Below are 25,068 nucleotides of genomic sequence, written 5' to 3'. Positions count from 1 at the left end.
CGCTCGCCCTTTTAGATCAGAACGCCAGCACCAGACCGGCGATCGCAGCTGAAAGCACGCTGACCAGGGTTGAGCCATACAGCAGTTTCAGACCAAAGCGGGAAACCACGTTGCCTTGCTCTTCGTTCAGACCTTTGATGGCGCCTGCCACAATGCCGATAGAAGAGAAGTTAGCGAACGACACCAGGAACACCGACAGAATGCCTTCGGCGTGCGGTGACAGCTGACCAGCAAGTTTCTGCAGATCCATCATCGCAACGAACTCATTAGACACCAGCTTGGTGGCCATAATACTGCCAACCTGCAACGCTTCACCTGCCGGCACGCCCATCACCCAGGCAAACGGGTAGAAGACATAACCCAGTACGCCCTGGAAGGTGATACCGAAAATCACGTCAAACAGCGCATTCAGACCTGAAATCAGTGCGATAAAACCGATCAGCATCGCGGCCACAATGATGGCAACGCGGAAACCGGCCAGGATATACTCGCCCAGCATTTCAAAGAAGCTCTGGCCTTTATGCAGATCCTGCAGTTGCAGATCTTCTTCGCTGTCGACGCGGTAAGGGTTGATCAGTGACAGCACGATAAAGGTGCTGAACATGTTCAGTACCAGCGCCGCGACCACATATTTAGGCTGCAGCATAGTCATGTAAGCGCCGACAATCGACATCGAAACGGTCGACATCGCGGTGGCCGCCATGGTGTACATCCGGCGCTGTGACATCTGGCCGAGGATATCTTTATAGGCAATGAAGTTTTCTGACTGTCCCAGTATCAGAGAACTCACGGCGTTAAACGATTCCAGCTTGCCCATGCCATTCACTTTTGACAGCACGGTGCCGATGCCACGGATAACCCACGGCAGAATGCGGAAGTGCTGCAGGATACCGATCAGCGCAGAGATAAAGACGATCGGGCACAGTACGTTGAGGAAGAAGAAGGCGAGGCCTTTATCATTCATATTGCCGAAGACGAAGTTGGTACCCTCAGCCGCATATTTCAGCAGATGGTCAAACACGCCGGCAAAGCCTTTGACGAATCCGAGTCCCGCTTCGGAGTTCAGGAAGAACCAGGCGAGCACAATTTCAATCACCAGAAGCTGTATAATGTAGCGAATGCGAATACTTTTTCGGTCGTGACTGACCAGCAAGGCCAACACGCCGACCACCACCAGTGCTAAAAGAAACTGCAAAATATGGGACATGGTTGCTCCAAATTTGAGGAGGGTTGTATTTTGCTGCGTATTCTATGTAACGCGTTACTTAAAAACGAGATCTGAGCCACAATATAAGTATTCGCTATCACCTTATTTTCCAGAAAACTCTCAGCGATCACGTCTCGTTTACAAAACCTTCACAGTAGATAACCACAAATTTATTGTCTATATTTTGCCCCGGGCGTAGAGTGACATCGTTGCTCACATTTTTAGCACTCACTTCCTTTACTGTAAGATATAGCAATGGCTATACTTTATAGCAGCATCTATTTCACCAATAACAATAATCGAATTTCACTTGCAACCGCTTCCTCCTAAGCTTGCCGGGGTAGGCACATGTTCAGACAGGGTACCGTATATGTTTGAAAGTCGTACCGCCGAGCGCGCCGCTCGCGGAGTAAGAAAAGTCAAACTCGCACTGTTGGGACCCGCGTTTATTGCCGCTATCGGCTATATCGATCCGGGCAACTTTGCGACTAATATTCAGGCGGGCGCAGCGTACGGCTATAAACTGCTGTGGGTGGTGGTGTGGGCCAACATCATGGCGATGCTGATCCAGCTGATGTCGGCCAAACTGGGCATCGCTACCGGTAAAAACCTCGCTGAACATATTCGCGACCGCTTTCCCCGGCCAGCGGTGTGGTTCTATTGGGTGCAGGCGGAAATCATCGCCATGGCCACCGATCTGGCGGAATTTATCGGCGCGGCGCTGGGCTTCAAACTGCTGCTGGGCATCTCGTTGATGCAGGGCGCGGTGCTGACCGGTATCGCCACCTTCCTGATCCTGATGTTACAGAGTCGCGGACAAAAGCCGCTGGAGCTGGTGATTGGCGGGCTGCTGCTGTTTGTCGCCGCTGCCTATATCGTTGAGCTGTTCTTCTCCCAGCCCAAGGTCAGTGAACTGGTGCTCGGCATGGCGCTACCCTCTTTGCCGACCTCAGACGCGGTGTTCCTTGCCGCCGGGGTGCTGGGGGCGACCATTATGCCGCACGTGATCTACCTGCACTCCGCACTGACCCAGGGCAAAAGCAGCGACAGCAAAGGTCAGCGTTACTCGTCGACCAAACTGGACGTGGCGATTGCGATGACCATCGCCGGATTCGTTAACCTGGCGATGATGGCAACTGCAGCCGCGGCCTTCCACTTTAGTGGGCACAGTAAAATTGCCGAACTCGATCAGGCTTACCTGACGCTGCAGCCGTTACTGGGCGAAGCCGCTGCCATCGTGTTTGGCCTGAGCCTGGTGGCCGCGGGTTTATCATCGACGGTGGTCGGTACGCTGGCGGGACAGGTGGTGATGCAGGGCTTTATCCGTTTCCATATCCCGCTCTGGGTGCGCCGCACGGTGACCATGCTGCCCTCCTTTATTGTCATCTGGGCGGGCTGGGACCCGACCCGCATTCTGGTGATGAGTCAGGTGCTGCTCAGCTTTGGTATCGCGCTGGCGTTAATTCCGCTGCTGGCGTTCACCGGCAACCGTGAACTGATGGGCGATGAGATGGTGAATTCTCGTCTGATGCAGCTGACTGGCTGGGTGATTGTGGCGCTGGTGATTACGCTGAATATCTATCTGCTGGTGGGACAAGCGCTGGGACTATAACGGCGATAGGTAATGATAAACGCCCGGTGATGCCGGGCGTTTTGCCTTAATGATGGTCGCGTCCATGGTGGTCGCGGCCATGGTGATCGTGGCGGTCATGATGATCGCGGCGATGCTGATGTTCCCAGCGACGATCCCGGTCACGCTGGTGCCAGCGACGTTCGCGCTCCCACTCCTGATGACGACGCCACTCTTCATGACGCCACCAGCGGCGCTCATTCCAGGAATAACGATCGTTCCACCAGCGCGGTTCACGCCAGTGGCCGCCATCCCAGTAGTAGCCACGACGGTCGCGGTCGCCAAGTTGCAGCGTTACGCCGGGGGCCAGGGTTATTGAGGCACTGGACGCGTGTGCGGTGTGTACTGCCAGCGGTGATAACATTGCCAGCAAGGCGGCAAACAAAACGGCTCTTTTCATTTTTTTCTCCTCATCAACAGTCTGATGCTGTTGCGGCGCAGCGATTATGCCTGCGTATTGCTGTTGTTACCGCATCATTGTGTCGGAAGATTGTGAGGAAATTGGGGAGAAAAAGGGGATTGAGACTATTCTGGCGCAGAAAATGCCCGGCCTGCGCCGGGCGATAAAAGGTTACTGCAGGGCCGCTTCGATTGCGGCTAGCTCCGCCTGATCAAACTGACGGCTGGCGAGCATCGCCACCGCATCATCAATCTGGGCGGTTTTGCTGGCCCCGATCAATACTGAGGTCACCCGATCGTCGCGCAACACCCAGGCCAGCGCCATCTGCGCCAGTTTTTGTCCACGCTGGAGGGCAATCTCATTCAGCTTGCGGACTTTTTCCATCTTCTCGTCGGTCAGCTGATTCTCATTGAGGAATTTACTGCCGCTTGCTACCCGTGAATCCTCCGGAATGCCCTGCAGATAGCGGTCAGTCAGCACGCCGCCCGCCAGCGGTGAAAAGGCGATACAGCCGACACCCGCATCACCCAGCGTCTGAATCAGAGCCTGCTCCGGGGTGCGTTCGAACATCGAATAACGCGGCTGGTGGATCAGACACGGCGTGCCGAGATCGCGCAGAATGGCAATCGCCTCGGCTGCGCGATCGGCCGGATAATTCGAAATGGCGGCGTATAACGCTTTGCCCTGACGCACCACCTGATCCAGCGCGCGCATGGTCTCTTCCAGCGGCGTCTCCGGATCCGGACGGTGATGATAAAAGATATCAACGTACTCCAGCCCCATGCGCTTCAGGCTTTGATCGAGGCTGGCCACCAGATATTTACGCGATCCCCAGTCACCATACGGGCCGTCCCACATGGTGTAGCCCGCCTTGGTCGAGATAATCAGTTCATCGCGATGGGCACGGAAATCTTCGCGCAGAATACGGCCAAAATTCTCTTCCGCCGAACCCGGCGGCGGACCGTAATTATTGGCTAAGTCGAAGTGAGTAATGCCGTGGTCAAACGCATGACGCAGCAGGGCGCGGCTGTTATCCACCCGGGTGTTGTCACCAAAGTTATGCCACAGACCAAGTGAGATTGCGGGAAGTTTGATGCCACTGCGGCCGCTACGGCGGTATTCCATCTGCTGATATCGATCGGGACGGGGGAAAGACGACATTCAACGCTCCTGGGTCAAAAACGGGGATTTGTGCCAAAAGGATAGCAGTGTATACGGTTACACTCAGTGACAACGCGCCGCAGATCGCATAATTACAGAGTAATCCGCCGCCGTAACGGCGGCTTGCCAGCCATTGTGGCTGGCACCTGCGACACTTTTCTCGCCAATTTTACAGGCTGTCAGATACTTAAGCCGACTCTCCCAAAAAAGGAATCTGCTATGTCCGCTTTTACTGTTGGTGACTACCTGTTGGCGCGTCTGCAGGAGATTGGCGTGCAGCATTTGTTCGGTGTGCCGGGTGACTACAATCTGCAATTTCTCGATCGGGTTATCGACCATCCGGTGATCCATTGGGTCGGTTGTGCCAACGAGCTGAATGCCGCCTACGCCGCAGACGGTTATGCCCGCTGCCGTGGAGCAGCAGCGCTGCTGACGACGTTTGGCGTGGGCGAGTTGAGTGCCATCAACGGCATTGCCGGCAGTTACGCCGAGCATCTGCCGGTGATCCAGATTGTCGGCGCCCCTGCGACCCAGGCCCAGCAGCAGGGTGATTGCGTGCATCATTCGCTGGGTGATGGTGACTTTCGCCATTTCATCCGCATGGCCGAAGAGGTCAGTGCCGCAACCGCGCTGTTAACCGCGGAAAATGCCACTGCGGAGATCGACCGGGTGATCGTCAGCGCACTGCAGATGCGCCAGCCCGGTTATCTGTCGCTGGCGGTGGACGTCGCCGCCTGCGAGGTTGAGCCACCGACGCAGCCGTTAAACCTGCTCCACGCTTCATCACACCAGGTACGCGAAGCCTTCCGGCAGGCCGCCGAACGATTGCTGGCACCGGCCGCGCGGGTGTCGTTACTGGCGGACTTTCTGGCGTTGCGCTGGCAGCAGCAGCCGGCACTGGCTGCGCTGCGCCAGCGTCGCGCCATCCCCTGCGCCAGTTTACTGATGGGCAAAGGGGTGCTGGATGAACAGCAACCGGGATTCGTCGGCACCTATGCGGGCGAGGGCAGCGCCGGTCAGGTCCGTGAGCAGATCGAACAGGTTGATGTCGCCCTCTGCGTCGGCGTACGCTTCACCGATACCATTACCGCCGGCTTTACCCAGCAGTTTGCCGCTGAACGTCTGATCGATCTGCAACCGCACAGTGCTACTGTTGGCGGGGAAACGTTTTCACCGCTTTCGATGGCCGATGCGCTAAGCGAACTTGATGGCTTATTCGCCCAATATGGCCAGCAGTGGCAGCTCGGGCCGCAGGCAGAAGCCGCCGCGCCGGTTGAGGCAGCGGCGGTCATCAGCCAGCAGGCTTTCTGGCAGGCGATGCAGGAATTTCTGCAGCCAGGCGATATTATTCTGGCCGAACAGGGTACCGCGGCCTTTGGGGCGGCGGCGTTGCGCTTGCCGGCACAGGCGCAGCTACTGGTTCAGCCATTATGGGGATCGATCGGCTATACTTTACCGGCAGCGTTTGGCGCGCAGACCGCCGATCCCGCTCGCCGGGTTATCCTGATTATTGGCGACGGTTCGGCACAGCTGACCATTCAGGAATTAGGGTCAATGTTGCGCGACCAGCAGCAGCCAATTATCTTTCTGCTGAATAATGAAGGATATACCGTTGAGCGGGCGATTCATGGCGCAACACAACGTTACAATGATATCGCTCAGTGGAACTGGACGGCGTTGCCGCAAGCCCTTAGCCTGCACGGCCAGGCGCAGAGCTGGCGCATCAGTGAAACGGTCCAGTTACAGGAAGTAATGGCGCGACTTTCTCAGCCTCAGCGTCTGACGCTGGTTGAGGTGGTGATGCAGAAAGAGGACTTGCCTCCGCTGCTGCGAAAAGTCACCGCCTGCCTGAATCAACGCAACGGTGGATAGATTCAGATAGTTGCCGCTGTGCAGGTCAGGCTATCGCGGTTAGGCTGTAGCGCACCTGAGTAGACGCTCACCAATCGCACCGGTGAGCGTTGTTGTTTTATGGGCAGGATTTTATAGTGTCCTCCAACTCTTTAAGACCCCAAGCGGAGCAACAGAAGAATGACAACCTATGCCTTGGTCGGCGATGTCGGCGGCACCAACGCCCGTCTCGCCCTGTGTGAGGTGGAAAGCGGCAGCATCTCCCAGGCCAAAACATTCTCAACATCAGAGTACGACAGCCTCGAAGCCGTCATCCGCCATTATCTTGATGAACAACAGCAGGATATTAAAGATGGCTGTATTGCCATCGCCTGCCCGATTACCGATGACTGGGTTGAAATGACCAACCACGACTGGGCGTTTTCGACGCGCAAGCTGAAAGAGAACATCGGTTTTGAACACCTGGAAATCATTAACGACTTCACCGCGGTTTCGATGGCGATCCCGATGCTGACTGCCGATAACGTGATTCAGTTCGGTGGCGGCGAGCCGGTTAAAGATAAGCCTATCGCCATTTACGGCGCCGGTACCGGGCTGGGCGTCAGCCATCTGGTCCACGTCGATAAGCGCTGGGTGAGCCTGCCGGGCGAGGGCGGCCATGTTGACTTCGCCGCCAACAGCGAAGAAGAAGATCAGATTCTGGAAGTGCTGCGCGAAGAGCTGGGCCACGTCTCCGCAGAACGCGTGCTCTCTGGTGCCGGGCTGGTTAACCTCTATCGCGCCATCGTTAAAGTCGATAATCGCGTGCCGGAAAACCTGAAACCGAAAGATGTCAGTGAACGGGCGCTGGATGACAGCTGTACCGACTGCCGTCGCGCGCTCTCGCTGTTCTGCGTCATCATGGGACGCTTCGGCGGCAACCTGGCGCTGAACCTTGGCACCTTTGGCGGCGTTTACATTGCGGGTGGCATCGTGCCGCGCTTCCTTGAGTTCTTTAAAGCGTCGGGTTTCCGCGCTGCGTTTGAAGATAAAGGCCGTTTCCGCGATTACGTTGCCAGCATCCCGGTTTATATGATCACTCACGATCAGCCTGGCCTGCTGGGTGCCGGTGCGCATCTGCGTCAGACGCTGGGCCGCGAAATCTGATCCTTGCCTGATCCGCTATACCGCTTCCCGACCCGGCTGCCGATCGGTCGGGAAGTGAATTTCTGCCATTCCCTGCCGGTAATTACAAACGCATCAGCTGACGAAACAGCTTCACTTTGCTGCGGCTGACCGGCACCTGAAAGTCAAGATCGCGCAGTTTCAGCAGGTAGGTGTTGTTAAACCACGGTTCGATTTCGCGAATCTTACTCAGATTAACGCAGTAAGAGCGATGGCAGCGGAAGAACTGCTGCTCCGGCAGGCGTGAACAGAACTCGCTGATATTCATCGACATCACATAGGCTTCACGGCGGGTATAGACAAACGTCAGTTTCTCATGGGCTTCCACGTAGTAAATATCATTCACGTCGGTGACGATGATGCGTTCATCTTTCAGCAGATTGACCGTCTGCGGCTGCGGTGCAACGGCAGGATTGCTGACGGCCTGCTGGGTCTGGACGGTGGCTTCAAGCTTGTTGAGCATGGTGACAATGCGTGACTCGTGGTAAGGCTTGAGAATGTAGTCGAACGCCTCCAGTTCAAACGCCTCAACCGCATGCTCTTTCCACGCGGTAATAAACACAATCAACGGTTTGTGGGCAAACTGATTGATATTCTTCGCCAGCAGCATGCCATCCAGCGACGGAATATTAATGTCGAGGAAAATCACGTCAACCCGATGCTGCTGCAGGTATTTCAGCACGTCGAGACCGTCATCAAAGCAGGCTTCAATCTGGATAGTGCTGTGCTGCTGGATCATCCAGCTCAGCTCCTGCTGGGCCAAAAATTCGTCTTCAACAATAATCGCTTTCATAACAGATTCTCCGCCAGGCGCTGGCCGTTTTTACTCAGTATGAAGGCAATCTCGGTGCCGGGCTGATGGCGGACGATGGATAATCCCTGGCCCGATAACAGTTTGACCCGATGATGCACATTCAGCAGGCCGATCTTATTACCGGGCATCTCGTTGCGGGCAACGCGCGCCATCACCTCATCGCTGATCCCCTGGCCGGTATCGCGCACCGCGATCCGCACCCGATCGCCCAGATCCCGCACGCTCAGCGTCACCACGCCTTTACCCTTACAGGGCTGGATACCGTGCACAATAGCGTTCTCCACCAGCGGCTGAATCAGCAGGCTGGGCAGTAAAAAGTGCAGATCTTCATCGACGTCGTAAATCATCGTCAGCTTATCGCCAAAACGCGCCTGCTCAATGGCGATATAATCTTTTACCTGCCACAGCTCTTTGCGGATGTCGATCAGCTCATCGTCATTCAGCTCCAGGTTGTAGCGCAGATAACGCGACAGGTTGATCACCAGCTGGCGGGCGGTATCGGGATTAAGGCGGATGGAGGAGGAGATAGCGTTCAGGGCATTAAACAGGAAATGAGGATTTATTTTACTTTGCAGTGCGCGCAGTTCCGCTTTATTGGCCATCTCGCGCAGTTGCTCGGCGCGGGAGACTTCAAGCTGGGTGGAGATAATCTGTGACAGCCCAATCGCCATCTCCTTGAGCGAGCCGGTAATGCGGTGCGCCCGGCGGTAATAGATCTTCAGCGTGCCGGTCACTTTGCCTTTTTCCCACAGCGGAATGACGATCATCGAGTGAATATCTTTGGTGCGGTGCGCTTCATCGTTATTTCTGATGATGATCTTACCGCTGGCCAGCGCCTGGGCGGTGGTCGGGCTGATGTCATCATCGCCATGCTGATAGTTCTGTTCGCCATATCCCACGTAGGCGAGGATCTGCTTTTTGTCGGTCATCGCCACCGCATCGGCTTTTATCTCGCGCCGGATAATGTCACAGATATTACGCAGTGAATCGCTATTGACCTGACGGAACAGCGGCAGGGTTTTATTGGCGATCTCCAGCGCCAGCTTGGCCTGACGGGCAGCAATCGCCTCTTTTTCACCTTCTACGCTCTGCACCAGCAGCACAATCAGGCCGATGCTGGAGGCACCGAGGATCATCGGCAGCGCAATTTCCGATACGATTGCCAGCCCGAGTGAGGTCGGGCGCGCCCAAAGGATGATCAGCAGCATGGTCAGGGTTTCGCACAGCATGCCGCCGATGATGCCCACCCGCCAGCGATGCTCTTTCAGCACCCGCCGGTTAATGCCGCCCGCCACCAGACCGGCAATGATGCTGGTGATCAGACAGGGCACCGAGGTGACACCGTGAATATCAATCAAAAAACGGTGCAGACCGGCAATCACGCCGGTCGCGATACCGACCCACGGCCCGAACAGAATGCCGCCAGCCATGACCGCAATTACCCGCACATTCAGCAACGATCCATCAACATCAACGCCGGACCAGGTGCTGAACAGCGCAAACAGTGAAAAGATGGCGGTAACAGCTGCTTTTTCATAGCCGGTGTGTTCATCTTTTTGCAGCAGCTGGCGAAACAGATGGGTGCGCGTCAGAAAGAAAAGACAGATCAGCATTAATGCGGCGCGATCAAACACTGCCAGTAACATCGTGAAGTGGGAGGACACAGGCGACTCATCGGCAAAGGAATGTGGGCCTATGATAAAAAATGTGATCGCGAACCGCTAGCATTCTGGCGATCCGCTATGCCGGTTTATGTTTCAGATCAATCATGGGGATCAAATAACGAAAAGGGGAAAGTCTGAGTGCTATAAAGGGGAACATTTTCCAGCCGGCCGGGACTGGTCGCCAACGGGGCAGTTTGCTATGTTGCGCGATAAGCGAGCCAGAACCGTCGTAAAACCGCGCGCATCGGGAGCCGAGCATGCAATTCGTCACCGCCAGATTAGCCCTGAGTAAACTCCAGCCAGAGGACTGGCAACTGTTCCGCGCTGTGCATCAGGACCGCGACACCATGACCTGGGTGAGCGAAATTCCTGATGAGGCAGATATTCGCCAGCGCTTCAATGAGCGGCTGGCACCCTGGCAGGCCAGCAGTTTTCATATGCTCTGCCTGGTGGCGCGCCGGCTCGATACCGGTGAACCGATTGGCCTGTTCGGGTGCAGCCCGGAATGGGAGCCTTACCGCCAGGCGGAAGTGGGCTACATGCTGCTGCATCGTCACTGTGGTCAGGGGTTTGGCAGCGAAGCGCTGGCGGCGCTGTGCCAGTTTTTATTTGAGGCCGATTTCCATAAGCTCAAAGCCATGGTGATTGAAGGCAACTGGGCGTCGCGCCGGATTCTGGAAAAAAATGGCTTTCAGCTCGAAGGGACGCTACGGGATAATTATCTGCTGAACGGTCGCTGGGTAAACGATTGGCTGCTGGGACGGCTGAATCCGCAAAAATAAAAATATTTTCCGCCACCCTCGACAAAGTTGTTATCGCCACGTTATGTTCTTGAGAGGTCACCGCAGTGACCAGCGTCGCTCGGACGGTCCGGGCGCTCACGTACTCCAGAGGACATCATGGCTGATAACAGCACACCCCGTCGTTTTTCGCGTATCGAACGTCTGCCCCCTTACGTTTTCAACATCACCGCTGAACTGAAAATGGCTGCGCGTCGGCGCGGCGAAGATATTATCGACTTTTCAATGGGCAACCCGGATGGGGCGACGCCACCGCATATCGTGGAAAAGTTGTGTCAGGTCGCACAGCGTGACGATACCCACGGTTATTCTACTTCGCGCGGCATTCCTCGCCTGCGCCGGGCCATTTCACGCTGGTACGCCGATCGTTATCAGGTGGAGATTGACCCCGAGTCCGAAGCGATTGTTACCATCGGCTCGAAAGAGGGCCTGGCGCACCTGATGCTGGCGACGCTGGATCATGGCGATACCGTGCTGGTGCCGAACCCAAGCTATCCGATTCATATCTACGGCGCGGTGATTGCCGGGGCTCAGGTCCGTTCGGTGCCGCTGGTGGCGGGCGTCGACTTCTTCAATGAGCTGGAACGCGCCATCCGCGAAAGTTATCCCAAGCCAAAAATGATGATCCTCGGCTTCCCGTCTAACCCGACCGCGCAGTGCGTGGAACTGGACTTCTTCGAGCGGGTGATTGCACTGGCGAAGCAGTACAACGTTCTGGTGATCCACGATCTGGCCTATGCCGACATCGTTTATGACGGCTGGAAAGCCCCGTCGATTATGCAGGTACCGGGCGCGCGTGACGTCGCCGTCGAATTTTTTACTCTGTCAAAAAGCTACAACATGGCGGGCTGGCGCATCGGCTTTATGGTCGGTAATAAAGAGCTGGTTGCCGCGCTGGCACGTATCAAGAGTTACCACGACTACGGCACCTTTACACCGCTGCAGGTGGCGGCTATCGCGGCGCTGGAAGGCGATCAGCAATGCGTGCGCGATATCGCTGAGCAGTATAAACGCCGCCGTGATGTGCTGGTCAAAGGGCTGCATGAAGCGGGCTGGATGGTCGACAATCCCAAAGCCTCAATGTACGTCTGGGCGAAAATTCCCGACCATTACGCCCATATGGGATCGCTGGAGTTTGCCAAACATATGCTGCAGGAGGCCAAAGTCTGCGTCTCGCCAGGCATCGGCTTCGGTGATTATGGTGATACGCATGTGCGGTTTGCACTGATTGAAAACAGTGACCGGATCCGTCAGGCGGTGCGGGGGATTAAAGCGATGTTCCGTGCCGATGGCGTATTGCCGGGCAGCGTAAAAAGTCTGGAAGAAGAGATCTGACAGCCAGCTGGGGCGACAAGCTTGTCGCCCCCTGGCGGCACTGTCACGCCATTACTTCAGCAGCAGAACGAAGGTTCCGAACCAAAGCAACGCGAAAAAAGATATTCCCATCAAGGCATATTTCACAAAGCAACTCCTCTGAGCGGTTACGATGATGGCGATCCCAAACCAGTGCAACGCGAACAGATTTGGAAAAAAGATCGCCGCCTGAATTAACGGTCTGCTCTTTTCCGGGTCGATCTGAATAATTCAGAACAGGATCGGGCGCTAATTTACGCGGAATCCCGCCTAAATGAAATAGGTCCGTTCTGAGATATTGCTCACAAATTTACGGCACTTCAATTTCCGGGATCGCCGACATGCCTACACGTAATTGCGCCAGATGCGGTTGGTCACTCTCCAGCACAATTTTCACCGGCAGACGCTGAACGACTTTAGTGTAGTTGCCTGTGGCATTATCGGGGGAGATTGCCGAAAAAGTCGCGCCGGTGGCGGGCGCAATGCTGTCCACGTGACCGGTAAAGGTCTCGCCCGGTAAGGCGTCGATGTGAATACGCACCCGCTGTCCCGGCCGCACGTCGCTCAGCTGGGTCTCCAGATAATTGGCGGTGATATAGGTCTGCTGCAGCGGTACCACCGCCAGCAGGCGGGTGCCGGCCGAGACGTAGGCGCCGGTGCGCACCGCGCGCTGCCCGACCATGCCGGCCACCGGTGCTACGATGCGGGTATAAGAGAGATTCAGTTCGGCCTGATCGACACTGGCTTTCGCCGCTGCCACGTCAGCTTCCGCTGAGCGGACCGCCGCCTGCAATACGCCAACCTGTTTTACTGCCGAGGCCAGCGCCGCCTGACTCTGTCGTACCGCCGCCAGCGCTGAACGCTGGGTTGAGCTGGCTTTCTGCTGATCGTCAGCAGCGACCGTGCCGCTCTTATACAGCCGGTTATAGCGATCGGCGCTCTGACCCGCATACTGCGCTGAGGCCTGACTGGCGGCCACGCTGGCTTTTTGCTGCTCAATCACCGACTGCTGCTGTTCGAGCTGCGCCTGACTGCTCAGCAGTTTTGCCTCACTGACCTGCAGGTCGGCTCTGGCGCTCTCCAGCGCCACGCGATAGTCGCGATCGTCGAGCGTCGCCAGCAGTTCACCGGCTTTAACCTGCTGATTGTCCTGCACCAGCACGGTGTTGATGTAGCCCGATACCTTCGGTGCCACCAGGGTATAATCGGCATTGACGTAAGCATCGTCGGTGCGGTGATCGTTACGGGTCATCATCGACCCAATCAGCCAGGCTATCGCCAGTAAAACCAGCAGCAGCAGGCTCAGCAGCACTGTTTTTCTCATTATTAAAGCACGCATATTCAGTTCTTCCGGGATAGGGGTTGAATCAGGGTTTGGGGCGGCCAGACGCGTTTAGGCAGGATGGCGGTCAGTAATAACAGGCAGCCAGCAAAGCCGATCAGCATCAGCCAGCTGTCGCTCAGGCTCAGCACCGTCGCCTGATGCTTCACCAGCGTGGCGAAACCGCTGATATTTTCACTGGCGCTGATGCTGCCGTCCGGCAGTAACGGCTGACTGCTGCTGGCATGGCTGCTGTCGGATGCGGTTATCAGCCACGGACGACTGGCGGCCTGGTTAATTAAAATGTTGGAGTGAAACTGCTCGCGGTGGCTGAGGAATACCTCAACCAGCGTCGAGGCGGCGATGCTGGAAAATCCGCGCACCGTGTTAAACATCGCTGAGGCGAACGGGCCTTCTGGCGGCGCGACCACGCTGGTGGCACTCATCAGAATCGGCACAATCACCATCGGTTGTCCGAACGCCTGCAAAATCTGCAGCAACCAGAAGTTCTGTCGCGCCCAGTCACTGGTAACCTGCGAACCCAGCAGGCACGAGGTGACCAGCAGACCCACGCCCGCCGCCAGCATCCAGCGGCAGTCGATCCAGCGGATATTCAGCAACGCCGCAACCAGTGGCGCAATAAGCAGTTGTGGCAGGCCAACCGCCAGCGCCAGCGGGGCAAACTGCAGGGTACGAAAGCCCTCAACCTGGGCAAAGTAGGCGGAAGGCAGTGCCGAACCTGATAGCGAAAGGGTCAGGATGCAGGCCAGTGCCAGCAGCCCGTGCGCCAGGTTATGACGCTTCAGCATCTGCAACTTAAAAAGCGGCAGCGGGTGAAACCACTCGTTGATCAGGAACACCAGCAGCAGCGGCAGCGCGGTCAGTAACATTCCGACGATCAGCGGGGAGTTGAGCCAGTCAAGACGTTCGCCCTGAGTCAGCACCAGCACCAGCAGGGCGATAGCACTGCAGCCGGTGACCATGCCAAACAGATCGATCTGCTGGAAACGTTCGGGACGCAGCGGGTCCTGCGGCAGGCCCCAGCCAATCAGCAGCATGGCGATCAGCATGCCCGGCACCACCTGCCAGAACACCATCATCCAGCTGACGTGATCGGTCCACAATGATGCCAGCGAAGCCGCCATGTTCGGGCCAAAAGTGGCGGTCAGTGCATATCCGGCCAGGCCAAACAGTTTAATCGGCGGCGGTAAAAAGCGCAGGGCGACGGTCATCAGCATCGGCGGCAGTGCGCCGCCAAACAGCCCCTGCAGCACCCGCAGGCAAATAAACAGCGTCGGGTCTGGCACCAGCGGCAGCAGGATGCCGGTCAGCATAAAGCCCGCCGATACGCCGAGCGCAAAGCGCCGTAACGATAGCGTGACGGCGAACCACGGCGCGATCATCATCGCCGCCACTTCCGCCGCCTGATAGGCGGAAATAATCCAGCTACCCTGATCGTAACTGATGCCGATCGCCGCACGAATATCCGCCAACGCAATATCGCTGACGCGATCGTTCAGCCCGGAGGTCAGGGCGGCGATTAAGACACCGATTAACCCCAGCGCCAGGCGCAGCGTAAAAGGATGGGGGGCCGGCACAGGGGCTGGCTGAGCAGTCATAGCACGTTATCTCATTATTTTGATGCAGTGTATTGCGATGTGATACAGCAGCGTATTATTACATCCCGGTATGCTGTATTGCAATGTGGTACAGGCTGTAAAAAGTGCGCCGATCGCGCTACAGTAGGCCAGCTGAAAAAGGACGACGCTATGGCACATCAACCCTCCAGCCGTGAGGAAGAGAAAACGGGCGGTATCCAGGTGATCGCACGTGCGGCAAAAATTCTGAATGCGCTGGGCGAACAGCCGGGCGGTATGAGCCTGGGTGAGATTGCCCAGGCGGTCGATCTGCCTCGCTCCACCGTGCAGCGGATTGTCGCCGCGCTCGACAGCGCAGAACTGGTGCGCAGCAGCGGTGCCGGCGGCCTGCGGCTGGGACCGGCGTTACTGAAGCTGATGTCCAGCGTGCACACCGATGTGGTCGATCTGGTCCGGCCACTGCTGGAAAAACTCTCTGCCGATACCAATGAAACCGTCTCGCTGGCGCGCGCCAGCGGTACTCAGCTGGCTATCGTTCACTGTGTGGTCGCCTCGCGTGAGCTGCGCGTTGTGCCGCACATGGGGCTCAACCTGCCGCTCTACAGCACCTCCGGCGGCCGGGCGCTGCTGGCGTTAGAGTGCGATAAAGACGTTCGGGTGATTGTAGGCGAAGCCTGGCGGGAGCTGACCGAGATGACGGTCAAAACCCTGCCGCAGCTGCTGCAACTGATCAACGAAGTGCGCGAAACCGGCATTGCGGTCGATCGCGGTGAAACGCTGGAAGGCATCTCGACTATGGCGTTTGCCCTCGATACGCTGTTTGGCCGCTTCTCTGTCTCTTTGCTGGTGCCCTCTGCACGCTTCCAGCGCCACGAAGATCGCTATCGTGATGAAATGCTGAAGTGTAAAGACGCGCTGGTGCGTGAAATTGGCAAAATCGCCGCTGTAGAAGGATAAGCATTCGATGAAAACCCTGTTGATGGCCATTGATCATTCGCCGGTAACCGAAAAAGTGGTTGCGCTCACCATTGAAGAGGCGCTGGCTCACCACGCAGAAGTGGTGGTGCTGTGCTGCGTCGATCCGGCGTACTCCTCCTGTAACCAACCGATGGAAATTGATGCCGGTGAAGATCCGGCTGATTTTGTCGCGGCGCAGGATGAGCAGAACACCGCGGAACTGGTGGTGCGCCATGCCCTCGCACCGCTGCTGCGCGCCGGCATTAACGCGCGCGGCATGATTCTGGCCGGCGAAGCGGCCGACACGATTATTGCGCAGTCACTCCAGCTCAAGGCCAGCATGATTATCATGGGACGCCGTCATCTCTCCTCTTTTAACCGACTGTTGAAAGGTTCGGTCAGCGCGGCGGTGATTGAGCGTGCTCACTGCCCGGTGCTGATTGATGTGCGTAAGGATTAATACCGTAGCATGAGCTCTTTGCTGGTTATTACGCTGGCCGCCTTTGCGCTGCTGGCGTTGATTATTATTGTGCTGATTAAAACCACCCGACTGCGACTGTGGCAGGGGCTGATGCTTTTTCTGCTGCCGCTGGTGGTGGCTAATCTGTTGTGGTTCAGCTGGGCTGTGCCGCAGCAGCAGCAGGCACGAGAGCGCGATCGGGCGGTGAGTTACCTGGCACAGACGCCGGGATATCGGGTACTGCAAACCCAGGAACCGGCATTGTGGCTGTTGTTGACGCAGGAACTGACCCGCCGGGTCCGCGCCGGTGAACCGGTTGAACAGGCGACGGGCGAACTACGCGGCTGGCTGCTCGACGTGATTAATCAGCGGCTGATGCGGGCAACCGATGCGGCGGTGGTGAATTACATTGGCGTGTCAGTCGAGGAGATGCAGGCGCTCAATGCCCTTGATCCTGGCCTGTGCTTCCGTTTTCTCTATCCCCAGGTCAATGGCGGCGTCAATTTAGTGAAAATCCTGCCGCCGTCGCTCAACCACAAAGAGGCCGGGGCGATGGAGCAATTACTGCTTAACAGCGCACCTCAGCAGCAGCCAATGGACAGCGCACTGGCGCAACGCGATCTGAAACAGGTGGTTGCGCAGCTTTATCAGCGCTGGGGCGATAAGCTGCAGCAGCTGAACATGCCCGCCGATACCGCGGTTGATCGCTCTTCAATGTGCGGCATGTCGATTGATCTCTACAGTGCGATTCTCGCATTACCTGACAAGCGCGCGGCCAACCTGTTACGTAGAATGTTTGCAGTTTCCGGCTAGTGACTGACGTAAAAAAGCCCGCTTAGCGCGGGCACAAAGGTCAGGATTACGTTGTTATTTTGGCTATTACCTGGTGTGGTGCAGACTTCGTTTGGTCTGAATGCATCATGTCACGCTCGCCCTGATAGTGACAGCCGTTTAATCGTATCGAATTAATCGGTAAAAGCGTGTAAATTTTTGGTTTTTCGCGCATTAATCCTATGGATGCGTGACGTGCTGCGACATACACTGCGCAGCAAGATGAGGATAAATAAATGAAAAAAAAAATTATCGGCGCGCTGGCGCTGATTTTGCTGAGCGGTTGTACCGCCAGTAAACCCGGGGCATTTGAACGTGTTGACGAAGATGCCAGCTCAAATACTGTCCAGTACCGGTTTGACCCGGAGAAAGTCAATCGTGATGCGATGGACGTTGATCTGGCGAATTACTGTAATAAGAAAGGATTCGATAAAGTGGAATCGCTGCCGGCCCAGGACAGCCATATTCCGGGGCTAAAGAAAGCCTGGTTCCAGTGTAATTATGCAGTCAAAAGCTAAATAAAACGGGCGGGATAATTATCCCGCCCTTAATTTTTCTATTTTTATATTATGCTGTGTGACGCCTTTGCCCGTTAGCGGTGATGATGCCCGCTATGATACCCACCGTGATAGCCTCCATGATACCCGCCGCCACCGCCGTGATGCCAGCCATTGTCGTGACGGGGTTCGATAATACAGCCGCTTAATAATGTTATCAGCCCGACTACCGAAGCGACTTTAATTAATCTCTTCATAGGAAACGTCTCCTCTTTTCCAATGACTACGACGTTACGCTGGAAAAGTGGAGTGAAGATGCAGGAAATGTAGAGTTATTTATGCAGATATTGCTGGATATTTCAGTTGGCGGAATCTGGCGTCGGTAAAAGAGAAGAAAATAAGAAATGGCTGAATAGCGATTATTTTCGGCGAGAATAATCTTAAAAGCAAGCGAAAATAATTCTCATTTAAAATAAATTATAGCTACATTATTAGCAGACGCGTTAACAGGAGAAAAACATGGCGCATGAAGTGAAAAATGTAATGGCGTTGCAGGCTGAGCTGGGCGAATGCCCGCTCTGGTCAACAGAAGAGCAGGTGCTGTGGTGCGTCGATATTCTGGCACCGGCGATCCACCGTTTTGACCCGGTCAGTGGCGAACTGCAGACCTTTCCCCAGCCGGAAGAAGTGGGCTGTATCGGCTTACGTCAATCGGGCGGACTGATTGCCGCTTTGCGCAGCGGCGTCTGGCTGCTGGATGCGCAGGGCAAACCGCAACAGAAGGTGGCGGATAATCCGGGGGAAGCCGCGCGCAGTCGCTTTAATGATGGCCGGGTCGATCCCTGGGGTAATTTCTGGTGTGGCAGCCTGTGGGAACCGCAGGACAAAAACGGCGGCCTGTTATGCCGGGTTACGCCGGAACTGACGCTGGAGGTTAAAGCGCGGGACATCAAAATCTCTAACGGCGTGGCGTTCTCTCCCGACCGTCGCTGGATGTATCACAGCGACACGCCCAACGAGGTGTTGTACCGCTATCCGTTAGATAGCCATGGCGAACCGGGCGAGCGCAGCGTTTTCCGCCGCTTCGACGCCGCTGGTGGCTTACCGGATGGCGCCGCGGTCGACAGTGAAGGCTACTACTGGTCAGCCCAGTTCGATGGCGGACGGGTAGTGCGTATCGATCCGCAGAGTAGCGAGATTGTTGATGAGATCCTGCTGCCGGTGAAATGGCCGACCATGGTGGCATTCGGCGGAGCCGATCTGAAAACGCTGTTTATTACCAGTTCGCGTGAAGATCGCACTGAAGAAGAGCTGGCACGCTACCCTGAATCGGGCGATATATTTGCGGTTGAGCTTGAGGTGGCGGGTAGTGCAGAGCCGCGTTTCCGCGGCTGAAGCAAAAGGGCCGCCTGGTCGCGGCCCGTAAAGATTAATGGCGCTGCAACACCGCCTTACCGACCGCCGGTTGATGCGGTAAGCGAATGGTCAGGGAGAGTAACAGCGAGATCACCAGCAGGGTCATAATCAGGCTAAAGGTGACGGTAAAGCCGCCGAACAGCGATGCCACCAGTGAGCCCATGACGCTGCCAATACCAAAGCCGAGATAGAGCAGGCCATAGTTTTTGGTCAGGTTGTTGAGGCCGAAAAAGTCACTGACCAGCGAGGGAAACACGGTAATGGTGCCGCCGAAGCTGAAGGCGATACAGGCTAACGACAGGAAGAAGGTGGTTTCATTCATGTGGGTAAACAGCAGCACGCTCATTCCCACCAGCGAAACCACCTGCGCCAGCGAAATCACCCGGATACGCAACATCTTGTCAGATAAGATGCCCAGCACCAGACGCCCGCTCAGGTTAGCAATGGCAATCACCGTAACGGCATTGGCGGCAGTCTGCGTAGTCAGATGTACCAGGCCTTCACCGATATCCTTCGCCACGCCAATCACATACAAACCACTCATGCAGGCCGTCAGGAACATCAGCGCCAGCATCCAGTACTGTGGCAGACGTACCGACTGCGCCAGCGTGTAATCGCGAGCCTGCTGCTGGCTGACGCTGGACGCACTTTGCGGTGGGGCATCACGCATCAGCAGGGCACCGAGTATAATCATCGTCATCGCCAGCACGCCCCAGATAATAAAAGTCTGTTCCAGGCCGACATGGGTCAGCAGCGCGCCGCAGATAAATTTGAAGCCCAGGCTGCCAAGTCCGTATGCACCAATGGCGCAGGCTGAGATCATGCCTTTACGTTCCGGGAACCACTTAACACAGTTTGAGAGCGTCATCAGATAACCGGCACCATCGGCCAGGCCGACCAGCAGGCCAGCGCTGAGGTAGAGCATCACCAGGTTGTCGGCATGCGCGGTGAGCCAGAATCCTGACGCCATCAATATACCGGCACCGATAGTGACGCGCCGTACACCAAAACGTTCCTGCAGTTTTCCCGCCAGCGACGAGGCGATAGCCAGGCCTAAACTTAGCAGGCCAAACGAAAACGCCACCTGACTGATCGACGCATCCAGTTTTTGCGACAGCTGGCCGTTGAATAAACTCCATGTATAAACCGATCCCAGCGCGAACTGGGTAATCACCGTTCCGATCAGTGTGAGCCAGCGGGTGCGCTGGTGCGAAGCCTGTTGAGTCTGGTTCATGATTTTCTCTCCCGTCCGGGAATCTGGAAATTGCGGACAGAATAGGCCAGCCTTACGCGCGCGCGGCGACCAACGGCATGAACGGAAGCAGGCGCGGCATGAAATGCTGCTGAGAGGGTATGAACGGCCTCTGCTGAAAGATAACCAAAGCGGCAGTTTAATAAGTAAGGGTAAGTAGCCGTAAGATAATGTTTCACTCAGGCGATTATGCCTGCAGCTTTGCAGATTTTTTGCCAGGCTAAGGGTTCACTTATCAGGAGGAAATATGAAAGACCGGACATATGAATCCATCACCAGTGAGGATGAAGTTTGCAGCATTATCGGTCAGGCAGTGATTGAACTGAGTGCTGAACAACAGCCTGTGACCAAATCGACGCTGGCGCTCAAACTGCTGTCGATGGCCGATCGCGATAGTGATGATGAGCGAGTACTGCTCTACTGGATTGCACGCAAGGCAATCAATCAACCACAAAAACTCATTCAACAGCAGCAATGGGCATGACGCTCATCCGGACGCGGGCCGCAGCCCGCCTCTTCGTCAGACGATAGCGCGGCGACGGCTTGCCGGCCAGCGGGCAAACATCACCAGGTTGCCCAGCAGAATCATGACAAGGCCAGGGATGGCGCTGGTATGCCACTGATACCCCTCATAGCGGGTTGAGAACGCCAGCGCAACCAGCGGGAACAGCACCGTGGTATAGGCGGCCCGGCTGGCACCGATGCGACCTGCCAATGTAAAATAGGCACCAAAACCGATCACCGATCCGACTATCGCCAGATAGCTCAGCGCCGTCAGCCATTGCCCGTTCCAGGTAGGGTAGAGTGAAACGCCCTGCAGCAGTGACACCAGCGCCATCAGCAGCGCGCCATACAACATGCCATAACTGTTGGTGGTCAGCACATCCCGCTGCCGCCGTTGATGGCGCTGACTGATCATATTGCCGAACGAAAAGCCCAGCGTGCCGAGCGCGCTCAGTCCCATTCCCCACAGCAATTCGCCAGACGCCTGAGTGTCACGCAGATCATGCCAGCACAGCGCCACGATCCCCGCCATACCCAGCAGCACTGCCGGAATCAGACGCGGCGAAGGACGCTGGCCGAAAAAAATCCAGCTGTTGATGGCGTTATACATCACGGCCATGGAAAAAATGACCGACTCAAGCCCGCTGCTGATGTAGCCGGATGCGTAATAGAAGCAGACAAAGTTGAAGCCAAACACGCAGCCGCCCTGTAGCAGGCAGAACAGATGATCGTCCAGACTCAGGCGATGCAGGCGTTTCACCGCCTTAAGCAGCAGCAACATCACCACTGAAGCCAGTAAAAAACGCCAGAACACGGCAACGGTCACCGCACTGGTGCCAGCCGACTGTTGCGCATAGATGGCAATCCAGGTGGTACCCCAGATCAGCACCACAGAGAGATACAAAAACAGGTTCATCGTCGCGTTCCTTAGCCTAAAGCCCGCAGTCTGCGGCTTTAGCACGGGCGGCGCTTGCATCGGGCTGCGGCAGATTTGCAAAATCTTGCGCATTTTTATCAGGCGTCCCGATGTGGCCTGTTCTCCGTCCCGCCAGATCCGTAAACTGGTTTCCTGTTCCTCTGAAGCTGATACCCGGATGCGTAGTTACCAGACCTTTGAAACCCTGCAACGCCATAAAGCGCAGCTGCGCGATCGGGTGGAGCTGCGCAATGGCCTGCAACTGGCGGCCTGGTTTAACAGCGGCGATCGCGTGACCACGCTCAGCGATCACCATACGCTGAGTCTGTATGTGGAAGGGGGCTACGATACCTGGCATAAAACCGCCCAGGGCTGGCGTAATGGCGGCGCACCGGATCGTTTCTGCCTGATGCCGGCGGGGATAGAATCGAGCTGGGATCTGCGCGCCGATCTCGCCTTTGTTCACCTTTACTGCAGCGAAGCACAGCTGCGCCAGCTGGCGGAACAGGTATGGGATCGCAGCCCGGCACAGTTAAATCTGCACGAAAAAATTTTCGCCGCCGACCCGCGCATTACCCAACTCTATCGCCATTTTTTGCTGAGCTGCGACTGGCAACAGCCCGCCAGCCAGCTCATCCTGAGCAGTGCGACAACCTTGTTGCTGACCCATCTTCTGCAGCAATACAGCGAGGTACAGTGGCAACTGCCTCAGGTGCGGGGCGGGCTGGCACCTGCCGTATTGCGTCGGGTGCTTGAATTTATCGATGCGCACCTCGATCGGCCGTTAACGCTGGCCGATCTGGCGAGCGAAGCGGCGCTGAGTGAGTTTCACTTCGCCCGTATGTTTCGTCACTCAGCCGGCGAAGCGCCTCATCAGTTCGTGATGCAGCGCCGTATGCTGCGGGCCAGGATGCTGTTGACGCAGCCCGCATTAACCCTGACGGATATCGCGCTGCAGTGCGGTTTTCACTCTTCCAGCCACTTCAGCCACCGTTTTCGTCAGGTACACGGCGTTACGCCCTCGGCTTACCGCAAGGCAAAGCATCACACGCTGGATGAGTGATTATCATGTTTTGCGGCAATGAGCGCAGAGGCGACTATCGCAGGCAGTTATAGCGCTGCACCGCACTCAGCGACTGGCCGTTGTCGTGTGGTGTCTGGCGGCGGTCAGATAACAAAAACCTCGCCGCAGCGAGGCCGTTTACAGCACAGGTGATTACTGCAGGGAGAACTGCCATGAGCCCATCGGCTTGCGCACCAGCGTCATGGTTTTTTCCTCGCCATCAATCACTACATAATACTGTTCATTTACTTTGAGGCCTCGGGGAAAGGATTCATTGCCCTCATAGCGAATGGTGATTTTGTTGCCGAACACCTCTGCATCAGCCTGCTGACCAAACTGGGGCAGAGTAATTTTCTTTTTCACGCTTTCGGTCCTCGTTTTGATCGATCGGGGTCGAAACCCACACTGTTTTACTCATTTTTGCGGCGGGGCTGTCGTCAGCACAATGTTTCACGCTCCTCTGCAGCGTCTCCTTATCCAGCATGGCTGTGGTCTGCGGCTCCAGCAAATTCACGGTGCGTGGCCTGACCCAGACCGCTGCGCGGGATCTCGCTCCGCTTAGCATTACCGTTAACGGCTACTGCCCCGGCATCGTTAAAATCCCGATGTGGGCGAAGATTAACCGTCAGGTCTCCGAGGCGGCGGGTAAACTGCTGGGTTATGGTACGGAGGAGTTCGCCAAACGTATTACTTTAGGACGGCCCTCTGAACCTGAAGATGTTGCGGCGTGCGTAGCCTTTCTTGCAGGACCGGCCTCCGACTATACGACTGGGCAATCCCTGTTAATCGTCGGTGGGAGGGTGTTTAACTGATATTCCCTCCTGTCACAATAAACCCTGCCGCTGGCTGGGTTTATTGTGTTCTTTCTGAGTAACCGGGTCAGCTTTGGCAATACCCTATCGGTAGCTTGCCATCCTCGATCAGATAATCTCCGTTCTTCTGGGCAAAAAAGCGATAAAGCAGCTTATGCCCCTCTTTAAAAAAGAACGGGGCAACAAACTGAGCGAGGGATGCATCGTCCGCTTCGTCATGGGGCTGGGTAAAATTTTTTTTTGAAATCATTAGATAGTGAGAAGCGGTATGTTTAAAGGAATAGAGCATCTTTTTATTGACCACCCGTGTCCCGCCGTGCTCATCGTTTACTCTTCCCGCCATCGTTACAATCCCCTCATCGCCATTAAAATCAAACCGTAATATGACATCCAGACTTAATGTATTTTTACGGGAATGGTAATGCGTATAGCAGCTAAAATAGCGATGCTGATAACTTCGATTGAGCAGGATAAACGTTGTAACAATCACCATGCTCACTGCAGTCACTATTATCCCGTAAGAAAATCGTTTTCTCATGGTTCCCCGAGCTCCGTTACAAAGAATGAATCACAGTTAGGTTTGTTATAAGAGATGGGTTTTTCACAGGTAATAATAGATGCCACAGGTAATATACTATAGGCGGTAATATAAATATAAGGTGAGCGCGAGCAGTCCTGAATAATGGAGGATAAAAATTTTTCATGTATATAAGGTGCTCGGGCGATTTTATTAATGTTCAGCTCACAAAAACCGTAGGACTTGTAGAAGAAAAAGTTATCTGCGAACCTGGATTCTTTATAAGTATATTGCTCTACTACCAGAAAACAAACAGCCGCCAGGGCTACCAGAAAAAGATAGCCACAGAGTTTAAATAGTTGGGGAAGAGATAGAGAAAGGTAATCTGAGGGGGAGCTTTTCTTTCCTGATGTTATTACCGGCATTGCGTCAGGTGCTTCTGGGTAAGGTTCCTGCTCTTCACTTTGCTTTACCTCCACCCCCACAGACGGCGCAAGTTTAAATCCTTTCCTCGGTACGGTTACCACCCAAGCCTCTCCATCCGGCGCAATACTGCGTAGCGCTTTACGTAGTAAGGATATGTTTTGATAAAGGTTGTTAGGCATAATCTGATCTGAATCTTTACCCCATACATAAGGATAAAACTCTTTATGGGGGACGAGATCGCCTCTTTCCAGCAGCAGAGTAAAGCAGCGGGCAGAAGGTAAAGGTAACACAACGCTGCGAACCGGCTCGGTGTAACAAAGCAGCAAATTATTGCTGGGCTGAAATTCAACAAAGTTGTTAATTAAATATTTTTTATTCATAAAAACAATCATTAAGGCCGGTGTCAGGCTAATTTGTATACAATTTAAAGTGGTATATTAAATACACTTTATGT

At 55.5% G+C, this 25,068-nt stretch carries 26 protein-coding genes and 1 pseudogene; 13 read left to right on the top strand and 14 right to left on the bottom strand.

What is annotated here, in order from left to right:
• Window positions 1–16 precede the first annotated feature (16 nt).
• Entirely contained in the window at window positions 17–1,207 is a 1,191-nt protein-coding gene (locus tag AC6I8I_RS13735; RefSeq protein WP_031375870.1) for a NupC/NupG family nucleoside CNT transporter, read from the bottom strand.
• A 370-nt stretch (window positions 1,208–1,577) separates the two neighbouring features.
• Here AC6I8I_RS13735 and AC6I8I_RS13730 point away from each other — a divergent pair, with 370 nt between their 5' ends.
• Window positions 1,578–2,819 (top strand): Nramp family divalent metal transporter, encoded by a 1,242-nt coding sequence (locus AC6I8I_RS13730; RefSeq protein ID WP_031375871.1) that lies wholly within the window; start codon window positions 1,578–1,580, stop codon window positions 2,817–2,819.
• A gap of 46 nt (window positions 2,820–2,865) precedes the next feature.
• On the opposite strand, the gene AC6I8I_RS13725 is transcribed toward AC6I8I_RS13730, so the two are convergent.
• Complete coding sequence (locus AC6I8I_RS13725) at window positions 2,866–3,237, bottom strand: DUF2502 domain-containing protein (RefSeq protein WP_312057426.1); 372 nt, start codon at window positions 3,235–3,237, stop codon at window positions 2,866–2,868.
• 171 nt (window positions 3,238–3,408) lie between these two features.
• A complete protein-coding gene (gene mgrA, locus AC6I8I_RS13720) occupies window positions 3,409–4,398 on the bottom strand; it encodes an L-glyceraldehyde 3-phosphate reductase (protein WP_497827975.1) in 990 nt (329 codons plus the stop codon).
• A gap of 219 nt (window positions 4,399–4,617) precedes the next feature.
• Between mgrA and ipdC the strand changes: the two genes are divergently transcribed.
• The gene (gene ipdC, locus AC6I8I_RS13715) at window positions 4,618–6,270 is read left to right on the top strand and encodes an indolepyruvate decarboxylase (protein WP_312758959.1); all 1,653 of its coding nucleotides are present in this window, start codon (window positions 4,618–4,620) and stop codon (window positions 6,268–6,270) included.
• 159 nt (window positions 6,271–6,429) lie between these two features.
• A complete protein-coding gene (gene glk, locus AC6I8I_RS13710) occupies window positions 6,430–7,395 on the top strand; it encodes a glucokinase (protein ID WP_031375875.1) in 966 nt (321 codons plus the stop codon).
• An 82-nt stretch (window positions 7,396–7,477) separates the two neighbouring features.
• Here the strand turns inward: glk and AC6I8I_RS13705 are convergent, their stop codons facing one another.
• Window positions 7,478–8,206, bottom strand: a complete 729-nt coding sequence (locus AC6I8I_RS13705; protein ID WP_312057420.1) for a LytR/AlgR family response regulator transcription factor — start codon at window positions 8,204–8,206, stop codon at window positions 7,478–7,480.
• Window positions 8,203–9,873: a LytS/YhcK type 5TM receptor domain-containing protein gene (locus AC6I8I_RS13700; protein WP_312057434.1), complete on the bottom strand. Its 1,671-nt coding sequence runs from the start codon at window positions 9,871–9,873 to the stop codon at window positions 8,203–8,205. The genes AC6I8I_RS13705 and AC6I8I_RS13700 overlap by 4 nt, the downstream gene beginning before the upstream one ends.
• Window positions 9,874–10,148: 275 nt before the next feature.
• Here AC6I8I_RS13700 and AC6I8I_RS13695 point away from each other — a divergent pair, with 275 nt between their 5' ends.
• Both AC6I8I_RS13695 and alaC read left to right on the top strand, forming a co-directional pair.
• Window positions 10,149–10,673, top strand: a complete 525-nt coding sequence (locus AC6I8I_RS13695) for a GNAT family N-acetyltransferase (protein WP_312057418.1) — start codon at window positions 10,149–10,151, stop codon at window positions 10,671–10,673.
• Between the two features lie 117 nt (window positions 10,674–10,790).
• Window positions 10,791–12,026, top strand: a complete 1,236-nt coding sequence (alaC, locus tag AC6I8I_RS13690) for an alanine transaminase (protein WP_031375879.1) — start codon at window positions 10,791–10,793, stop codon at window positions 12,024–12,026.
• A gap of 51 nt (window positions 12,027–12,077) precedes the next feature.
• Here alaC and ypdK read toward each other — a convergent pair whose 3' ends face one another.
• The 3 genes from ypdK to AC6I8I_RS13675 form a co-directional block, all read right to left on the bottom strand.
• Entirely contained in the window at window positions 12,078–12,152 is a 75-nt protein-coding gene (gene ypdK, locus AC6I8I_RS13685) for a membrane protein YpdK (protein WP_099257831.1), read from the bottom strand.
• Window positions 12,153–12,354: 202 nt separating this feature from the next.
• On the bottom strand, window positions 12,355–13,383 hold the full coding sequence (locus AC6I8I_RS13680; protein ID WP_497820376.1) for an HlyD family secretion protein: 1,029 nt from the start codon (window positions 13,381–13,383) through the stop codon (window positions 12,355–12,357).
• Between the two features lie 2 nt (window positions 13,384–13,385).
• Window positions 13,386–14,984 carry an MFS transporter gene (locus tag AC6I8I_RS13675; protein WP_497820375.1) on the bottom strand — a complete coding sequence of 533 codons (1,599 nt, stop codon included), beginning with the start codon at window positions 14,982–14,984 and terminating at the stop codon, window positions 13,386–13,388.
• 150 nt (window positions 14,985–15,134) lie between these two features.
• Here AC6I8I_RS13675 and AC6I8I_RS13670 point away from each other — a divergent pair, with 150 nt between their 5' ends.
• From AC6I8I_RS13670 to AC6I8I_RS13655, 4 genes are all read left to right on the top strand, one after another.
• On the top strand, window positions 15,135–15,920 hold the full coding sequence (locus AC6I8I_RS13670) for an IclR family transcriptional regulator (protein ID WP_497827974.1): 786 nt from the start codon (window positions 15,135–15,137) through the stop codon (window positions 15,918–15,920).
• A gap of 7 nt (window positions 15,921–15,927) precedes the next feature.
• Window positions 15,928–16,380 carry a universal stress protein gene (locus tag AC6I8I_RS13665; protein ID WP_031375883.1) on the top strand — a complete coding sequence of 151 codons (453 nt, stop codon included), beginning with the start codon at window positions 15,928–15,930 and terminating at the stop codon, window positions 16,378–16,380.
• Window positions 16,381–16,389: 9 nt separating this feature from the next.
• Window positions 16,390–17,193 carry a hypothetical protein gene (locus AC6I8I_RS13660; protein ID WP_497820374.1) on the top strand — a complete coding sequence of 268 codons (804 nt, stop codon included), beginning with the start codon at window positions 16,390–16,392 and terminating at the stop codon, window positions 17,191–17,193.
• Window positions 17,194–17,447: 254 nt separating this feature from the next.
• Window positions 17,448–17,729, top strand: a complete 282-nt coding sequence (locus AC6I8I_RS13655; RefSeq protein WP_312758953.1) for a putative periplasmic lipoprotein — start codon at window positions 17,448–17,450, stop codon at window positions 17,727–17,729.
• Window positions 17,730–17,803: 74 nt separating this feature from the next.
• Here the strand turns inward: AC6I8I_RS13655 and AC6I8I_RS13650 are convergent, their stop codons facing one another.
• Window positions 17,804–17,965 (bottom strand): hypothetical protein, encoded by a 162-nt coding sequence (locus AC6I8I_RS13650; protein ID WP_497827973.1) that lies wholly within the window; start codon window positions 17,963–17,965, stop codon window positions 17,804–17,806.
• A 262-nt stretch (window positions 17,966–18,227) separates the two neighbouring features.
• Between AC6I8I_RS13650 and AC6I8I_RS13645 the strand changes: the two genes are divergently transcribed.
• On the top strand, window positions 18,228–19,103 hold the full coding sequence (locus AC6I8I_RS13645; RefSeq protein ID WP_497827972.1) for an SMP-30/gluconolactonase/LRE family protein: 876 nt from the start codon (window positions 18,228–18,230) through the stop codon (window positions 19,101–19,103).
• A gap of 34 nt (window positions 19,104–19,137) precedes the next feature.
• Here the strand turns inward: AC6I8I_RS13645 and AC6I8I_RS13640 are convergent, their stop codons facing one another.
• Window positions 19,138–20,358: an L-lactate MFS transporter gene (locus tag AC6I8I_RS13640; protein WP_312057364.1), complete on the bottom strand. Its 1,221-nt coding sequence runs from the start codon at window positions 20,356–20,358 to the stop codon at window positions 19,138–19,140.
• Window positions 20,359–20,623: 265 nt separating this feature from the next.
• Here AC6I8I_RS13640 and AC6I8I_RS13635 point away from each other — a divergent pair, with 265 nt between their 5' ends.
• Window positions 20,624–20,860 (top strand): hypothetical protein, encoded by a 237-nt coding sequence (locus AC6I8I_RS13635; RefSeq protein WP_312057365.1) that lies wholly within the window; start codon window positions 20,624–20,626, stop codon window positions 20,858–20,860.
• Window positions 20,861–20,896: 36 nt separating this feature from the next.
• Here the strand turns inward: AC6I8I_RS13635 and AC6I8I_RS13630 are convergent, their stop codons facing one another.
• Entirely contained in the window at window positions 20,897–21,796 is a 900-nt protein-coding gene (locus AC6I8I_RS13630; protein WP_497827971.1) for a DMT family transporter, read from the bottom strand.
• 178 nt (window positions 21,797–21,974) lie between these two features.
• On the opposite strand from AC6I8I_RS13630, the gene AC6I8I_RS13625 reads away from it, so the two are divergent.
• Complete coding sequence (locus AC6I8I_RS13625) at window positions 21,975–22,859, top strand: helix-turn-helix domain-containing protein (RefSeq protein ID WP_312057374.1); 885 nt, start codon at window positions 21,975–21,977, stop codon at window positions 22,857–22,859.
• Between the two features lie 153 nt (window positions 22,860–23,012).
• Here the strand turns inward: AC6I8I_RS13625 and AC6I8I_RS13620 are convergent, their stop codons facing one another.
• Window positions 23,013–23,222, bottom strand: coding sequence for a hypothetical protein (locus tag AC6I8I_RS13620; protein WP_312057367.1), 210 nt, complete (start codon window positions 23,220–23,222; stop codon window positions 23,013–23,015).
• 128 nt (window positions 23,223–23,350) lie between these two features.
• Here AC6I8I_RS13620 and AC6I8I_RS13615 point away from each other — a divergent pair.
• Window positions 23,351–23,671: pseudogene (locus tag AC6I8I_RS13615) on the top strand (SDR family oxidoreductase); the annotation flags it as partial.
• A gap of 67 nt (window positions 23,672–23,738) precedes the next feature.
• On the opposite strand, the gene AC6I8I_RS13610 reads toward AC6I8I_RS13615, so the two are convergent.
• Together AC6I8I_RS13610 and AC6I8I_RS13605 are read right to left on the bottom strand one after the other, a co-directional pair.
• Window positions 23,739–24,209 carry a YqeJ family protein gene (locus AC6I8I_RS13610; RefSeq protein ID WP_312057368.1) on the bottom strand — a complete coding sequence of 157 codons (471 nt, stop codon included), beginning with the start codon at window positions 24,207–24,209 and terminating at the stop codon, window positions 23,739–23,741.
• Window positions 24,206–24,994: a winged helix-turn-helix domain-containing protein gene (locus AC6I8I_RS13605; RefSeq protein WP_312057369.1), complete on the bottom strand. Its 789-nt coding sequence runs from the start codon at window positions 24,992–24,994 to the stop codon at window positions 24,206–24,208. The genes AC6I8I_RS13610 and AC6I8I_RS13605 overlap by 4 nt, the downstream gene beginning before the upstream one ends.
• Window positions 24,995–25,068: the final 74 nt, after the last annotated feature.

It is taken from the genome of Pantoea sp. X-Soil-YNGN-775 (assembly GCF_059730575.1).
This window is presented reverse-complemented; position numbering and strand designations above follow the sequence as displayed.